Annotated in this window: 7 protein-coding genes and 2 pseudogenes; 6 read left to right on the top strand and 3 right to left on the bottom strand. The window is 72.3% G+C overall.

Annotated features, from left to right (window positions below):
* Nucleotides 1-547: 547 nt before the first annotated feature.
* The 3 genes and pseudogenes from MW084_RS24415 to MW084_RS01485 form a co-directional block, all read left to right on the top strand.
* Nucleotides 548-4409 (top strand): annotated as a pseudogene (locus tag MW084_RS24415) (LamG-like jellyroll fold domain-containing protein); the annotation flags it as partial.
* A gap of 2 nt (nt 4410-4411) precedes the next feature.
* Nucleotides 4412-10111, top strand: a 5700-nt coding sequence (locus MW084_RS01490) for a polymorphic toxin-type HINT domain-containing protein (RefSeq protein ID WP_275563433.1), incomplete at its 5' end; no start/stop codon positions are given.
* Nucleotides 10062-10463 carry an Imm53 family immunity protein gene (locus MW084_RS01485; RefSeq protein ID WP_338057677.1) on the top strand — a complete coding sequence of 134 codons (402 nt, stop codon included), beginning with the start codon at nt 10062-10064 and terminating at the stop codon, nt 10461-10463. The genes MW084_RS01490 and MW084_RS01485, both read left to right, overlap by 50 nt.
* Nucleotides 10464-10594: 131 nt before the next feature.
* On the opposite strand, the gene MW084_RS01480 is transcribed toward MW084_RS01485, so the two are convergent.
* The gene (locus tag MW084_RS01480; protein WP_010474078.1) at nt 10595-10795 is read right to left on the bottom strand and encodes a DUF397 domain-containing protein; all 201 of its coding nucleotides are present in this window, start codon (nt 10793-10795) and stop codon (nt 10595-10597) included.
* 302 nt (nt 10796-11097) lie between these two features.
* Here MW084_RS01480 and MW084_RS01470 point away from each other — a divergent pair, with 302 nt between their 5' ends.
* Nucleotides 11098-11505, top strand: a complete 408-nt coding sequence (locus MW084_RS01470; RefSeq protein WP_158684366.1) for a hypothetical protein — start codon at nt 11098-11100, stop codon at nt 11503-11505.
* 325 nt (nt 11506-11830) lie between these two features.
* Nucleotides 11831-12130 carry a hypothetical protein gene (locus MW084_RS01465; RefSeq protein ID WP_039829820.1) on the top strand — a complete coding sequence of 100 codons (300 nt, stop codon included), beginning with the start codon at nt 11831-11833 and terminating at the stop codon, nt 12128-12130.
* Nucleotides 12131-12186: 56 nt separating this feature from the next.
* Here the strand turns inward: MW084_RS01465 and MW084_RS01460 are convergent.
* Together MW084_RS01460 and MW084_RS01455 are read right to left on the bottom strand one after the other, a co-directional pair.
* Nucleotides 12187-12267, bottom strand: a pseudogene (locus MW084_RS01460) (DUF6193 family natural product biosynthesis protein); the annotation flags it as partial.
* Nucleotides 12268-12472: 205 nt separating this feature from the next.
* Nucleotides 12473-13702: a cytochrome P450 family protein gene (locus MW084_RS01455; RefSeq protein ID WP_010474085.1), complete on the bottom strand. Its 1230-nt coding sequence runs from the start codon at nt 13700-13702 to the stop codon at nt 12473-12475.
* Nucleotides 13703-14716: 1014 nt separating this feature from the next.
* On the opposite strand from MW084_RS01455, the gene panD reads away from it, so the two are divergent.
* On the top strand, nt 14717-15142 hold the full coding sequence (gene panD, locus MW084_RS01450) for an aspartate 1-decarboxylase (protein ID WP_010474087.1): 426 nt from the start codon (nt 14717-14719) through the stop codon (nt 15140-15142).
* The last annotated feature ends 298 nt before the right edge of the window (nt 15143-15440 follow it).

The following is a 15440-nucleotide window of genomic DNA, read 5'->3' as shown; positions in this document are numbered from 1 at the left end:
GGCGGTGGNCCGGGCACCCCGGGGTGCCGCCCCCGGAGGCGTCGAGCCGCACGTCCGGGCCGGTGGGAGCCCTGCCGTGCCGCTGCCGTCCGCGCGGGTCCGGTCTCCGCGCGCCGGGGATGCGCGCCGTCCGCGCCGCGCCCGGTCGTACGGCTGCCGGCCGGGCGCGGACGGCGGGGCGGTGGCGGAACCGGCCGCCGCGCCCCCGCCGCCACCGGGCTCGCGTCCGGCCCGGTGCGGGCGACGCCCGGCGCGAGGTGAACAGTGCGCGGACTCACCCCGTCTTCCCGGTGAAGTGAATTGCCTGAGGCGACCTCTTTCCCGGTCTCCCGCGGAACCCGGCCCTCGCCCCCGGTTTTCGAGCGCTCGCAAGGAAACGCGCGTTCGATGCCGGAGGGAGGGGGTCACGGTGGAATAACGCTCAGATGAATGAACCTGTCAACGAGTCGACAAAGAGCCCGACGAACCGTCAGGCTCCCCCCGATCATCCGCTCGTCCCGTGGGGGGAACCGTGCCGGCGTACCGGAAACTCGCACGCAAGTTCCTGATGCCGAGACTCCTGCGCTCCCGCTGGGGCAAGGCGATCGCGCTCGCCCTGGCGACGGTCATCGCCGTCGGCTCCCTCGCCGGGGCCGAAGGGGGCATCCCGTCCTTCCCGGACAGGCCCGCCGAGGCCAGGGGACCCGGCCAGCGGTGGGGGAGCGCCGAGGGGCTCGGCCACCTCGCGGGCGGCGCGCGCAACGACGACCCCCCGCGGTCCCTGCGCGCCAAGTACCCGCTGAAGGGCCCCGCCACCACCCGGCCCGCGGTACGCCGGAACACGGCGGAGGTCACCACGCCGGCCCCCGCGCGGGTCAGGGGATTCGACCGCAGGACGAGCAAGGAGATCGTCTCGGAGCGGGACGCCCTCAGCCGCACGTACGCGAACCAGGACGGCACCCGCACCACCGAGGTCTCCACCAGCCCCGTCAACTACCGCCGCGAGGACGGCTCCTGGCACCCCGTCGACAACCGCCTGGTGGAGCGGGAGGGCGGCTGGGCCAACGCCGCCGGCCCCGTGGCCCTGCGCCTCGCGGACCGGGCCGACGCCGGCGAGCTCGCCTCCCTCACCCTGCCGTCCGGCGAGTCCTTCGGCTACGGGCTGAGCGGCGCCGCCCCCGCGGCCGGCACCGCCGACGGCACCCGCGTCGCCTACGGGCAGGTGCTCCCCGACACCGACCTCTGGCTCGACGCGCAGGCCGGCGGCGTCAAGGAGACGCTCGTCCTGAAGTCCCCCGCCGCCCCGAACAGCTTCGTCTTCCCGCTCCGCCTCAAGGGCCTGACCGCCCGGATCGACGGCGGATCGATCCTGCTGGCCGACGCCCAGGGCCGTACCCGCGCCGTCGTCCCGGCCGGGTTCATGGAGGACGCCGCCCAGGCCGTCTCGCACGCCGTGACGTACGAACTCGTCCGGCAGCCGGACGGCGGCCAGGCGCTGAAGGTGACCGCCGACCGGGACTGGCTCGCCGACCCGGCCCGCGCCTACCCCGTCCGCGTCGACCCCTCCGTCGACGCCACGTCCGCCTCCACCTCCATGACCGTCCGCAGCGGCGGCTCCGTCGTCGGCTCCAGCGAACTCCACGTCGGCAGGGGCCCGGACGGCGCCTCCGCCGCCTACCTCGGCTTCCCCGGACTCGACGAGGAGCTCAGGAACCACCAGATCTTCGGCGTGCAGCTCCAGGTCGTGAACTTCGACTCGGCCTCCTGCAAGCCCCGCCCGGTCTCCGTGCACCCCGTGACCGGGCCCTGGACCGCCGGCACCGGCACCGCCTACCCCGGCCCCCCGGTGGGCGGGGCCCTCGCCTCGAAGTCCTTCGCCTACGGCCACATCGGCCTCGGCCAGTCCAGGTCCGCCTGCCCCGCCGCCGGCGAGCTCTTCGACCTCGGCAAGGGCGGACGCGACCTCGTGCAGCGCTGGGTGAACGGCACCCAGGCCAACCACGGCCTGTCCCTGCGGGCCTCCGCCACCGACCCCCTCGGGTTCAAGAAGCTCACCGGCCACGCCACGGCCAACCCGCCCAAGCTGTACGTCACCCACTCGCCGTACAACGCCTCCTACGGCTTCCCCAAGCCCGTCCCCGACCCGCCGGTGCTGCAGAACCAGGACGGCAAGGTCAAGGTCACCGTCACCAACAAGGGCGCCGAGACCTGGACGCCCTCCACCTACTACCTGGCGTACCGGGCGTACGACGGCAAGGGCAAGCTCGTCACCCAGCAGCGCGCGGGCGCCCTCACCGCCAACGTGGCCCACGGCGCCAAGGCCACCGTCGACGCCACGATCAAGGCGCTCCCGCCGGGCGTCTACCTGCTCGACTTCACGATGGTCCGCCAGGGCGGCAAGGTCTTCACCGACGAGCACGTGCCGCCGGGCCGGCTCACCATCCAGGTCTTCGACATCGCCCCGGTGGTCAAGGAGCAGTTCCCGCCCAACGGCTACCAGGCCCAGACCCTGACCCCGCAGCTGTGGGCGGCGGGCACCGACATCGACGCGCCGCCCGGCTCCACCCTCCAGTACAAGTTCGAGATCTGCGAGTCGGACAAGGACGGCAAGCCGACCGGCTGCACCACCTCCGCGTACCAGACCAGTTCGGCCTACCCCGTCCCCTCCGGGCGGCTGAAGTGGGGCAGGACCTACCTGTGGCGCGGCTTCGTCAAGGACGCGACCAACGAGGTGCCCACCGCCCAGGTGGCGCTGATCGCCGCCGTGCCGCAGCCCGAGATCACCTCGCGGCTCTCCGAGGCGCAGGGCAGGGAGTTCGACCCCAACGTCGGCAACTTCACCTCCAGCGCGGTCGACGCCTCCCTCGCCGGCGTCGGCCCCGAACTCACCCTGATCCGCACCTACAACAGCCTCGACCCCCGACGCGACCTCGCCTTCGGCGCGGGCTGGACGACCCGCTACGACATGCGGCTCACCCCCGACGACGACGGCACGGGCAACGTCGTCATCCGCTACCCCGACGGCCAGGACGTCCGCTTCGGCAGGAACGCCGACGGGACCTTCGCCCCGCCGCCCGGCCGCTTCGCCAAACTGACCCTCGACCCGGCGACCGGCACCTACCGGCTCCAGGACAAGTCCGGCACGACGTACGACTTCAGCTCCTCCGGCCTGCTGGCGAAGATCACCGACCCGTACTCCAACACCGTCACCCACACCTACAGCGCCGGGAAGCTCGCGACCGCGACGAACAACCGGACGGGCCGCTCGCTGACCTTCACCTGGACCGGCGCGCACGTCACCAGGGTCCAGACCACCGCCGTCGACGGCGCCCCGCTGACCTGGACGTACACCTACAACGGCGACCTGCTGGACAAGGTCTGCAACCCGCTGGACGGCTGCACCCAGTACACCTACGGCACCGGCAGCCACTACCGCACCACCGTCCTCGACTCCCGCCCCGAGTCCTACTGGCGCCTCGGCGAGGAGGAGGGCACCACCGCCGGCAGCGCCAACGAGGCCAACCTCGGCAAGGACCGCGGCACGTACCGCGACGTCACCCTCAACGCCGCGGGCGCCATCGCCGGCGACCCCGGCACCGCCGCCTCCTTCAACGGCACCACCTCCCGGATCGACCTGCCCGCCGGCACGGTGAAGAAGAGCCGCGACGCCGCCGTGGAGGTCTGGTTCAAGACGATCGCCTCCGGCGTCGGCGGACCCCTGGTCGGCTACCAGGACAAGGCGTGGGGCACCGCCCCCGGCACCGGCGTCCCGATGCTGTACGTCGGCACCGACGGGAAGCTGCGCGGCCAGTTCTGGACCGGCGCGGTCGAACCGATCACCGACATCACCAAGAACGTCAACGACGGCCGCTGGCACCACGCGGTGCTGTCCCTGTCCGGCTCCACCCAGAGCCTCTACCTGGACGGCAGGCTCTCCGGCACCCTCACCGGCAAGCAGCCCCTCCAGACCCACCTCACCCACAACCAGATCGGCGCCGCCCACGCCACCGCCCCCGCCTCCTGGCCCGGCTGGGGCTCTGCCGCCGCCAGGTCCTTCGCCGGCACCATCGACGACGTCGCCCTCTACCACCACCCGCTGGGCTCCGCGGCCGTCGCGGCCCACCACCGCGAGGGCGGCCGGACCGCCGACGTCCTGACCAGGACGACGCTGCCCAGCGGCCGGATCGCCTCCGAGGTCCGCTACGACGCCTCACGCGACCGGGTCGACGAGTACACCGACCGCAACGGCGGCACCTGGAGGATCGGCGCCCCCGCCGTCTTCGGCAACGACCGCGACCTGCGCCGCACCGTCGAGGTCCGCGACCCGATGGACGCCCCGTACTTCTACGAGTACGACGGGCTGTCCTCGCGGCTGCTGCGCTACGGCGAGCCGATGGCCCTCGGCGCGCGGGAGCCCGCCACCGCGACCCNNTCCCCGTCGCCCACCGGCCCCGACCAGGTCTGCACCCAGCCCGACCCGGGCGACCCGGCGTTCTGCACCAACCCGCCCGGTGACGGCGGCAGCGAACCGGACTTCATCCGGCACCCCGCCGACGGCGTCGCCATCCGCCTCTTCGAGTACGACGACAACGGCTTCCAGACCGGCATCACCAGCGAGAACGGCGACAAGGTCACCCTCGGCTACGACGACCGCGGCAACGTGACCAGCCGCACCACCTGCCGGGCCGCGGGCGACTGCCAGACCTCGTACACCACCTACCCGGTGGCGACGGGCGACTTCGACCTGCGGGGCGACCAGCCGTCGGAGACCCGGGACGGCCGCTCGTCCGGCCCCACCGACAACCGCTTCCGCACCCAGTACACCTACAACGCCAGCGGCGCCCTGCTCACCCAGACCGCCCCCGACGGCGGCACCGCCAGGAACACCTACACGACCGGCGCCGAACCGGCCGTCGGCGGCGGCAACACGCCCACCGGGCTCCCGCTGACCACCGCCGACCCGCGCGGGAAGACCACCCGCTACCAGTACTACCGGAACGGCGACCTGGCCTGGGTGACCGAGCCGTCCGGACGGGTCACCAAGTACACGTACGACGCGCTGGGCCGCAAGCTCACCGAGACCGTCGTCACGGACGCCAACCCCTCCGGCACCACCTCGACGTTCGCCTACGACAAGCTCTCCCGGGTCACCACCCTCACCGACCCGGCCGCCACCAACGTCGTCACCCTCGGCAGGCACCAGCAGCGGACCACCACCACCTACGACGCCGACGGCAACGTGGTGCGCACCGAGGTCTCCGACCTGCTGGGCGGCGACGCCACCCGCGTGATGACCTTCGAACTCGACGACCGGGGCCGCCCCGAGCGGGTCACCGACGCCGAGGGCAACGAGACGACCTACACCTACGACGTCTTCGGCAACAAGACCTCGATGGTCGACGGCAACGGCAACCACTTCGACTACGTCTACACCGCGCGCAACATGATGGCCGAGGCCCGGCTGCGCGACTGGGACGACGACGGGGGCGACCCGGACCACACCGTCCTGAACTCCTACGCCTACGACATGGGCGGCCGGCTCGTCCGGCACACTGACTCGATGGGCCGCTCCCTGGTCTACCAGTACTACGGCGACGACCTGGTCAAGTCGATCACCCTCAAGGGCTTCCGCGACCCCGACGGCACCAGGCGCGACATCGTCGTGGAGTCCAACACCTACGACGGCGCGGGCAACGTGCTGACCGAGACGACCGGCAACGGCAAGGTCGTCACCCAGTACGCCTACGACGCGGTCGGCCGCGTGAAGTCCGAGGTCACCGACCCCGGCGGGCTGGCCCGGCGCACGACGTACACCTACGACCTCGCCGGCAACGTGGAGACGACCGCCTCCGGCGGCTCCCCCTCCAACGTGCCCTGGCCGGTGAGCGTCACCGGCGACTCCGTCCGCTACCAGTACGACGACGCGGGCAACGTCACCCACGAGACGGTCGAGAACGGCACCGACTCGCGCACCACGCTCTACACCTACGACGACCGCGGACTGACCACCTCCAGGACCGACCCGGCCGGCAACACGACCGAGTACGGCTACGACGAGCTGGGCCGGCCGATCTCCGTCACCGCGCCCGCCGTCACCACCGAGTCCGGCGGCGGCACGCCCACCACCTCCCGGCCCACCACCTACACCGGCTACGACACCTTCGGCGCGATCACCGAGTCGGTCGACGCGCTCGGCCGCACCCACCGCACCACCTACGACCGGCTCGGCCGCGCGGTCACCGCGACCGCACCCGCCTACACCGCGCCCGGCTCCGCGCAGGAGGTCGTCCCGACCGTCACCCACGCCTACGACGCGCTCGGCAACGTCACCGAGACGACCGACCCGCTCGGCCGCGTGACCCGGTTCCAGTACGACCGCCAGAACCGGCTCACCGTCAAGGACGTGCCCGTCGGCACCGGCGACGAGCGCGGCCAGTGGAGGTACGCCTACACCCGCACCGGGCAGGTGCTGTCGGTCACCGACCCGAACGGCGCCCGCGCCGAGACGACCTACGACGACCTCGACCGCCCGGTCACCACCACCCAGATCGAGCGCAGGCCCGCACCCGGCGCCTTCACCACCCGCAACGAGTACGACGACGCGGGCAACGTGGTGAAGCAGACCTCCCCGAGCGGCGAGGTCAGCCAGTACGCCTACGACGGGCTCGGCCAGCTGACCAGGCTGCAGGAACCGAGCGGCGCCGTCACCCAGTTCGGCTACGACGCCGCGGGCCGCGAGGTGCGCCGCACCGACGGCATGGGCCGCACCTCGGCGAAGATCTACGACCAGCTCGGCCAACTCGTCCAGGACCAGGACCTGGACCCGGCCAACAACCAGCTCCGCAAGGTCGGCTACACCTACGACAAGGCGGGCAACCTGGTCACCTCGACCAACCCGCTGAACCGCACCACCACCTACACGTACGACGCGATGAACCGGCTGACCAGCCAGACCGAGCCGGTCTCCGACACCAGGTCCATCACCACGTCCTTCGGCTACGACGCGCTCGGCAACCGCACCCGCTACACCGACGGCCGGGGCAACACCACGATCTACACCGTCAACACGCTCGGCCTCGCCGAGTCGGTGATCGAACCCCCCACGGCCCGCGACCCGGCACCGGAGGCCCGCACCTGGACCACCGCGTACGACGCCGCCGGCCAGCCGGTGAAGCTCACCGCGCCCGGCGGGGTGGTCCGCGAACGCACCTACGACAAGGCCGGCCAACTGGTCCGCGAGACCGGCACGGGCGCCGAGGTCGCCACCCCCGAGAAGCGGTTCCGGTACGACCCGGCGGGCCGCCTGGTCGGCGCCTCCTCCCCGAAGGGCGACAACACCTACGAGTACAACGACCGGGGCGCCCTGCTGAAGGCGACCGGACCGTCCGGCGACGCCACCTACGAGTACAACGCCGACGGCCTCCTCACCAGCCGCACCGACGCGGCCGGCACCGCCCACTTCACCTACGCCAGGCAGCAGCTGACCACGGCGACCGACCCGCTGACCGGCGTGCGGCAGAGCTACGCCTACGACGGCGCGGGCGCGGTCAGGAAGGTCGACTACGCCTCCGGCCAGTCCCGCTCCCTCACCTACGACGACCTCGGCCGCCTCGACACCGACACCCTGAAGAACGGCACCGGCCAGACCCTCGCGTCCGCCGACTACGGCTACGACGCCGACGACCACCTGACGTCGAAGACCACCACCGGCACCGCCGAGTCCGGCACCAGCACCTACGGCTACGACCACGCCGGCCGCCTCACCTCCTGGACGGCCGACGGCACCACCACGGAGTACGGCTGGGACGACAGCGGCAACCGCGTGCGCAACGGCGACAAGACCGCCGTCTTCGACGAGCGCAACCGGCTGCTGTCCGACGGCGACTACACGTACGACCACACGCCGCGCGGCACGCTGGAGACCCGCACCAGCTCGGGCCTGACGGAGCGGTTCACCTTCGACGCCTTCGACCGGATGGTGAAGGCGGGCGAGTCGGGCACCGAGTACACCTACGACTCGACGGACCGCGTCGCGGCCCGCAACGGCGTGGACTTCGCCTACGCCGGCCTCACGCCGGACCCCGTCAGGGACCAGACGTCGACGTACGGCCGCGGCGCCGCCGACGAACTCATGGCGGTCGCCGAGAACGGCGGCGAGGCCCGGCTCACCCTGCAGGACAAGCACGGCGACGTCGTCGGCAGCATGTCGGCGACGAACGGCGCCGCGACGGCCCTGGACCGCTCCACGGCCTTCGACCCCTTCGGCGGGGTCCGCGGCACCGCGGCCGCCGGGGACACCGACGGCAACATCGGCTACCAGGGCGACTGGACCGACCCGGACACCGGCCAGGTCAACATGCACGCCCGCTGGTACGACCCCGGCACCGGCGCCTTCGACTCCCGCGACTCCTACCAGTCCACCGCGGGCGCGTCGATCCTCGCCAACCGGTACACGTACGGCGCCGGCGCCCCGATGGACTACACCGACCCGGACGGCCACTTCCCCTGCTTCGGCTGGGGCGCGTGCGAGAAGAAGGTGAAGGCCGTCGTCAAGAAGGTCAAGAACTCCTGGGTCTACAAGAAGGCGCGGTCCGTCTACCACGGCGTGCAGTGGGCGGTGCGCAACCCGGGCGCCGCGCTCGGCAAGGCGCTGAACTACGCCGGCAAGGCCGCCAACTACCTGTACCGCAAGTCGGGCCTGAAGAGGGTGGTCGACGCCACCGTCAACGCCGTCAAGTGGGTCGGGCAGAAGACGGGCGTCACCCAGTGGGCCCGCGAGAAGGCCAGACAAGCCGCCCGGATGGTCCACCAGGCCAGGGTCTACATCACCAAGAAGGCCAAGGCGGCGGCCTCCTACGTGGCCAAGCACAACCCGATCCCGCACATCGTCGCCGCGGCCAAGCCCCTCATCGCGGTCGGCAAGGCCATCGTGACGGGCGACCCCAACCTCCCGGCGATCATCGTCGGGGCGGCCGTCCAGGTCGTCGCCGACGTGGCCAAGGTCGTGGACACCATCCGCGACGAGGTCGTCAAGCAGGTCGGAAGCGTCGTGGAGACCGTCTCGGAGGCGGTCGACTGGGGCGCGGTCTGGGAAGGCGCCAAGACGGTCGGCAACGTCATCGGCGAGGTCACCGGCTTCAACGACATCAAGAACTGCGTCACCAAGGGCGACATGGAGGCCTGCGCCTGGGCCGCGGCCACCGTCGGCGGAGTCGTCCTCGGCGGCGCCGGCGCGGCGGCGGTGCGGGCCGCGAGGGCCGGGCAGACGGTGTCGAAGGCGGCGAAGTACGCCGACGACATCGCGAAGGCGGCGGAGAAGGCCGAGGACGTCGCCGACAAGGTCGAGACGGCCGCCCAGTGCACCAGGACGGCGGTGGACCTGGCCTCGGCGGCCTCCTCCAACAGCTTCGCGCCGGGCACCGAAATCGTCATGGCCGACGGCAGCCGCAAACCCATCGAGGAGGTCGAGGTGGGCGACGAGGTCGTCGCCACCGACCCGACGACGGGCAAGACCTCCCAGCGGAAGGTCACCGAGACCATCGAGGGCGGGGGCCTCAAGGAGCTCGTCAGGATCACGATCGACACGGACGGCGACAGGGGCCGCGCCACCGACACCGTCACCGCGACCGCGGGCCACCCCTTCTGGGTCCCCGACCTGGAGGAGTGGCTGGGGGCCGGCGAGCTCAAGCCCGGCCAGTGGCTCCGCACCGGCTCCGGTTCGAAGGTCCGGGTCGAGGCGGTCAGCGCGTGGACCCAGCAGGCCGCGGTCCACAACCTGACGGTCGACGCGACGCACACCTACTACGTGGCCGTGGGCGACAGCAGCGTCCTCGTGCACAACATGGGGCGCGGCCGGAAGCCCGGACAGCGACCCAACTACGACGCCGAAGGCCCCCACACCACGTTCGTGCGCCACGGGACGACGGGGCAGATCAAGAAGTACGCGGAGTGGGCCCCCCAGTCCAACCCCCGGAACCCGGCGCCCTTCGAACTCGTCAAGAGGTTCGACCTCGAAGGCCCCGCACACACGAACGCGGACGGTACGGTGGTGGAAACGCCCCACATCAACCTTCCGAACGGGGGTGACGCACGTGCCCCGGAGGACTGGGAGAAGCCCATCGGCTGCCCCTGACCGGAACAGGGGGACGCGTTACATCCAGTCGTGGTACGCGTCCAACTGCGACGGCGAGTGGGAGCACGAGTTCGGCATCAGGATGGTCACCACGGACAACCCCGGGTGGCACATCCGGATCGACGTGGCCGAAACGGACCTGGAGGGCGTCGTCCTGCCCCGCGAGAGGCGCGATCTCCCCGGAGGAGGGTGGATGATCGCCTGGAGTGACGGAGAGGTCTTCCAGGCGGCCTGCGACCCGGGCTCGCTCGGCCACGTGGACGCCCTCTTCGAGAAGGCGGCCGAGAACGCCGCCGAGGACGCCGCCGACGACGCCGACGACGAGGCGGAGGGACCCGGCCGCCCGGAGTGAGACGGCGAGTCAGACAGGGGGCCTTCCCGCACGGTCGCGGGAAGGCCCCCTGCGTCCGGGCCGCGCCCGGCCCGCCGCCGAAGGGGGGGGCCGTGGCCGGAGCGGAGTGTCACGGCCGCGGGCGCGGCGGGTCAGGCCCGGTGGCGTCCCAGATCGGTGACGAAGCCGGACCACGCGTTCCGGGTGAACGCGAGCCGAGGGCCGCCGCGTTCCTTGGAGTCCCGTACGTGTACGGCGGTCGCGTCGGCGGCGACCTCGACGCACTCGCCGCCTTCGTCACCGCTGTGGCTGCTCTTGAACCAGCCAAGCCGTATGGGCTGTTCGGTGTTCATAGGTCTCCCAGCATCTTCTCGAGCAGGCACAGGGACTGGCATGGGGTGATTGCCTGCCCTCGGATGCTGCCATGCTTCGCGGCCAGGACGCGCACCTCTTCCCGGTCAGTGACGAGGCGGCTGACGTGCTGGACCTCCAGACAGGGGTGAGGGGCAGGGCCGCACGCCTCGCCCTCACCCTGACTGGGAAGCAGCGTGCCGTCCACGAGGGGCCCGGCGTTCCCGCGAAAATGCCGCCGGTCCGTCCCCGGCGGGGGCCTACGATGCTCGGGTCGGCCCGCGTACACGACCGGGGGAGACGGATGCGTCAGGTGACCCCCCTGGGGATCTTCGGCCGGATCGCCGACCAGTCCGCCTTCGCCCGGCTGGTGAAGGACCTCGTGGAGGGCTCCGAAGGGATCCCGAAGGGCGAGCGGGCGGCGATCGGCGCGTACCTGAGGGACGCTCCTGTGATCCTCGCCCTCATGGGCTACACGGAGGACGTACTGGAGGGGCGGTTCGCCGTCACCGGCGGCTCCGCCATCCACAGCGACGGCACCTGGTTCTGGCGGCGCGACACGGCCGAGTACGTCGAGACGTACGGCACGGGCCTCCCGGAGGACTTCCTCCGGGCCGGCCGGGCGGCGCAGTGGAGCACGCCCCGCCTGACGCGGGAGGAAGTCCAGGACATCGAGGACTACTTCGTGTGGGCGCGCCGGCAGCGCACCTGACCGGCCCCGGGCGGGGGAACCGTCCGGGCGCCTGCGGTCGGGACCCCGTGTGAGACCGGCCGTGCGACTCGCGCTCCACCTCACCGGCCCCTTCGGGGGCCGTGCTCGTGCGTAGTGCTTGGCGTGTGCGGGGATCGGTGGTGCGGTCGTCGGCCACGTGGCTGAGGCGCTGGGCGGGTTCGGGTGGTCGTGCAGGGCGGCGGTGATGACGGTTGTGGCTTGGTCCGGTAGGGCTTGCAACCGGGAGGCTACCCGTCCCGTGCCCCCCGCCCGCCCCGGGTGCACGGGGTGCGATCGGCCTCATCATGGACCGGTGATCACATGGATGCGCTGCCACTGGGATGAGGAAGACATCTGGTTCTACTTTGAGGTCGACGCTGAAGGCCGGGTGGTCCGGCAGGTCGAACTCGAAGGGCCTGAGCTGACCCCGATCGCGGCTGCCTCCTTCGTCGAATGGCAGGAGGCCTGTAACGCAGGCCGCCTTGACGAGTACGACAGCAGGTTCGGGAGCACAGCTGAACTACCCGTCTCCGAATGGGAGGGCCACGATCCGGAGCAGCTGACCTCCGACGAGTTCGAAGAGGTGTGGAACTCCGCCCGCCGACAGATCGCAGTCCGGCCGTGATGGCATCGACGGGCGGGGAGCCGCGAAGGCTGTCGACCGTTGGCGGTGCCGGCGACCGCTGGTCCGCGGTTCGCCGGAAGTCCGCCCACCACCGAAGCGATCGCGTGCTCGGCGGTGTCCGCCTCGCCGATCACTGTTCCCCGCGCGGGGCCGCAGGAGCCGGGAGCCGTCTCGCCTCCTCACTCGTCGGAAGAGAAGACCGGGACCTCTTCCCCGATGTGGTCCCGCTCCCTCAACGCGGACGGGTGGTCGACCGCTCCTGCCGGGCCGTGGTCCGACCGGATCTGGTTTCGGGAGGCACGGGGACCCTTGGTGTCGGCGTGGGGGCCGTGGCCGAGCCGGTCAGGCGCCGGTGGTCCGCAGGCGGACGGGCAGGGCCTGGTGGCCGTTGCTGATCAGGGACTCCAGCGGTCGGAGTTCCGTCGCCGGTACGGCCAGTTCGAGGTTCGGGAAGCGCTCGAAGAGTCCCTTCAGCGCCGTCGTGACCTCCAGGCGGGCGAGCGGGGCGCCGAGGCAGTGGTGGACGCCGTATCCGAAGGCCAGGTGCTCCTTCGAAGGCCGGGTGGCGTCGAAGACGTCGGCCGCCTCGTGCCAGTCGGGGTGCCGGTTGGCGGCGCTGTAGGAGGCGAGGATCGCCTCGCCCTTCGCGATGACCTGCCCGTCGGGGAGGGGGATGTCGGTGACGGCGTAGCGCAGGGGGAGGTGCTTGGCGGCCGGCTCGTGGCGCAGGGTCTCCTCGACGACGTCGCCCCAGTCGGCCCGGCCGGCGTGTACGTGGGCGAGCTGGTCGGGGTCGGTGAGGAGGGCGGTGACCGCCTGGTCGATGACGTTGACGGTGGTCTCGTAACCGGCGCTGATCATGAGGAGGAGGGTGTCGCGCAGTTCGGCGTCCGACAGCCCTCGTCCGTCGCCCTTGTCGTCGCGGGCCGCGATGAGCAGGCTCGTCATGTCGTCGCCGGGCTCGGCCCGCTTGACGGCGATGAGCTCGTCGAGGGCGCGGTAGAGGGCCTCGGTGTTGGCGGCGGCCTCCTCGGCGGTGAGGGTGGTGGAGAAGACGCCGTCGACGGTGCTGCGGAAGCCGTGCTGCCGGCCGGTCGGGACGCCCATGAGGCGTCCGATGACCGCGATCGGCAGCGGGTAGGCGAAGCGCTCGCGCAGGTCGACGGTCTCTCCGGGCGGGACGCCGTCGAGGCTGTCGAGGAGCCGGGCGACGACGTCCTCGATCTCCGGCAGGAGGGCGGACACCCGGCGGGCGGTGAAGGCCGGTGCGACCAGGCGGCGCAGACGGCGGTGGTCGGAGCCGTAGGCGGTGAACATGTTCTCCACGGCGACCCACAGGGCGAGGGGCCAGGTCGGGACAGTGGAGGAGAAGGCCGGCCAGTGGGCGCGGCCGTCCTTGGAGACGTTCGGGCTGGTGAGGAGGGTCTTCAGGAGGGCGGGGTCGGTGACGGACCAGGCGTTCACGCCCAGGATGTCCACACGGGTGGCCGGTCCGCGCTCGCGCAGCAGGCGGTCCTCGGCGTGGTGGTCCCGGGCCTTGGGGTCGAGTACGTGCGGTGCTTGCTCAAGCATGTTCCGGGCTCCTCGGTGAGCGGTCGGGAAGACGACGGGAAGCGGTTCGGGAACGCGGTGGAGAAGGCCGGGGGCGCCGGCGCGGTCGGTCGGCGGGGACGGTGAGGCCCCTCCGCGGGAGGGCGTCGGGGAGGCGGCTGGCGGCGGTCCCGGCGATCAGGCAGGCGTACGGCTCGGCAGGGCGGGTGCGGGGGCCGGCGCTCCGGGCGAGGTGGGCGCGGCTGCCGGCGGGTCCACCCTGAGGAAGGCCCGGGTGAGGTGGGGGCCGCCGGTGCGGGCCGCCCGCCGGGACGACGACCGGCTTGCGGGCGGGAGCACGACGCCGCCGTACGTCCGCGGGGTGCGGGGTGGAAGCGGCGGACGGATGGAAGGGACGGCTGATGGAGTGGTTCGCCGGGCGGCGAGCGGCGACACCGTGATCGCCCCCTTCCCGGGCCGGGGCCGACGGCATGCCGACGGCCGATTGGGGAGCGCCCATACCGGTGAGTCCCTTCCCGCCTGACGCCCACGTCCGGCCGCTGAGCTGACAACGTGGTGAAGCCCCTGGTAGATGGGTTTTCGACCAAGAGAACCGTCTACGCCAGAGGCTTCATGGGCCTGTCTACCCGTCAGGCGTCGACGTGTCCAGCTCCGCCTTCCGCTTCCTCACGCAGCAGGCGGGGCGGCCCTCCCGTGCGGTCGGCTCCCGCCGAAGGCGCCCGGCCCGCTCCCGACCGGCCGCCTCCGTTCCCGACCGCACCCGGGCCGCCGGGGTGACGGTAATCACAGGCGTCCTTCGGGGGGCGCTGCGTAGCCTTGTGCCGCCATCGCGGTGAGGCCCGAGAGAGGCCCGAGAGGGTGGGTGAAGGTGCCCTGCCGGTCGCCTGACGGTGTGCCGGGAAAGCCGGCGAGCGGGCGGCGCGGGTTCTGGGGGACCCGGGGGCACTGTCCGGGCATGCGGCTCGTTGTAGGCTAGGGGAACCGCCCTTGACCTGCAAAAACGCGGGCAGGGAGCCTATCCGTAGGAGTTCCCCGATGATGCGCACGATGTTCAAGTCCAAGATCCACCGGGCCACGGTGACCCAGGCCGACCTGCACTACGTGGGATCCGTCACCGTCGACGCCGACCTGATGGACGCCGCCGACCTCCTGCCCGGCGAGCTCGTCCACATCGTCGACGTCGACAACGGCGCCCGCCTGGAGACGTACGTCATCGAGGGCGAGCGCGGCTCCGGGGTCATCGGGATCAACGGCGCCGCCGCGCACCTGGTCCACCCCGGCGACCTGGTCATCCTCATCAGCTACGCCCAGGTGGACGACGCCGAGGCCCGGACGCTCGTGCCGCGCGTCGTCCACGTCGACGCGGCCAACCGCATCGTGGAACTCGGTTCCGACGCCTCCGCCCCGGTGCCGGGCGGCGACACCGCCCGCAGCCCCCACGCCGTACCGTCCGCCCGCTGAGGCGAACGGCCGCCGCCCCGTCCGCCCGCCGGCCCGTTCGGTGGCGGGGCCGTTCGGTGGCGGGGCCAGGCGGGTCGGCGGCCCGGCGGTGACCGGCCCCGGAAGCGGCACCGCCCCGGGCAGCCGCCCACGGGGCGGGCGCCGCTCGGAGCCGCGGTCCGGCGGCGGCCCGGCGGCGGCTGCGATGCCCCCGACGGGCGCAGCGGGCATGGTCCCGGTGTGCGGGGGAAGGCGGGGCGCGAGATCCTCGACAGGGAGTGACGAGCCCCAGGNGAGAGGCCATGACCCAGCCCCGACC

The sequence above is a fragment of the Streptomyces sudanensis genome, from assembly GCF_023614315.1.
GTDB classification, from domain to species: Bacteria; Actinomycetota; Actinomycetes; order Streptomycetales; family Streptomycetaceae; genus Streptomyces; species Streptomyces sudanensis.
The sequence above is the reverse complement of the archived record's forward strand: the minus strand, read 5'-3'. Positions and strand labels throughout refer to the sequence as shown.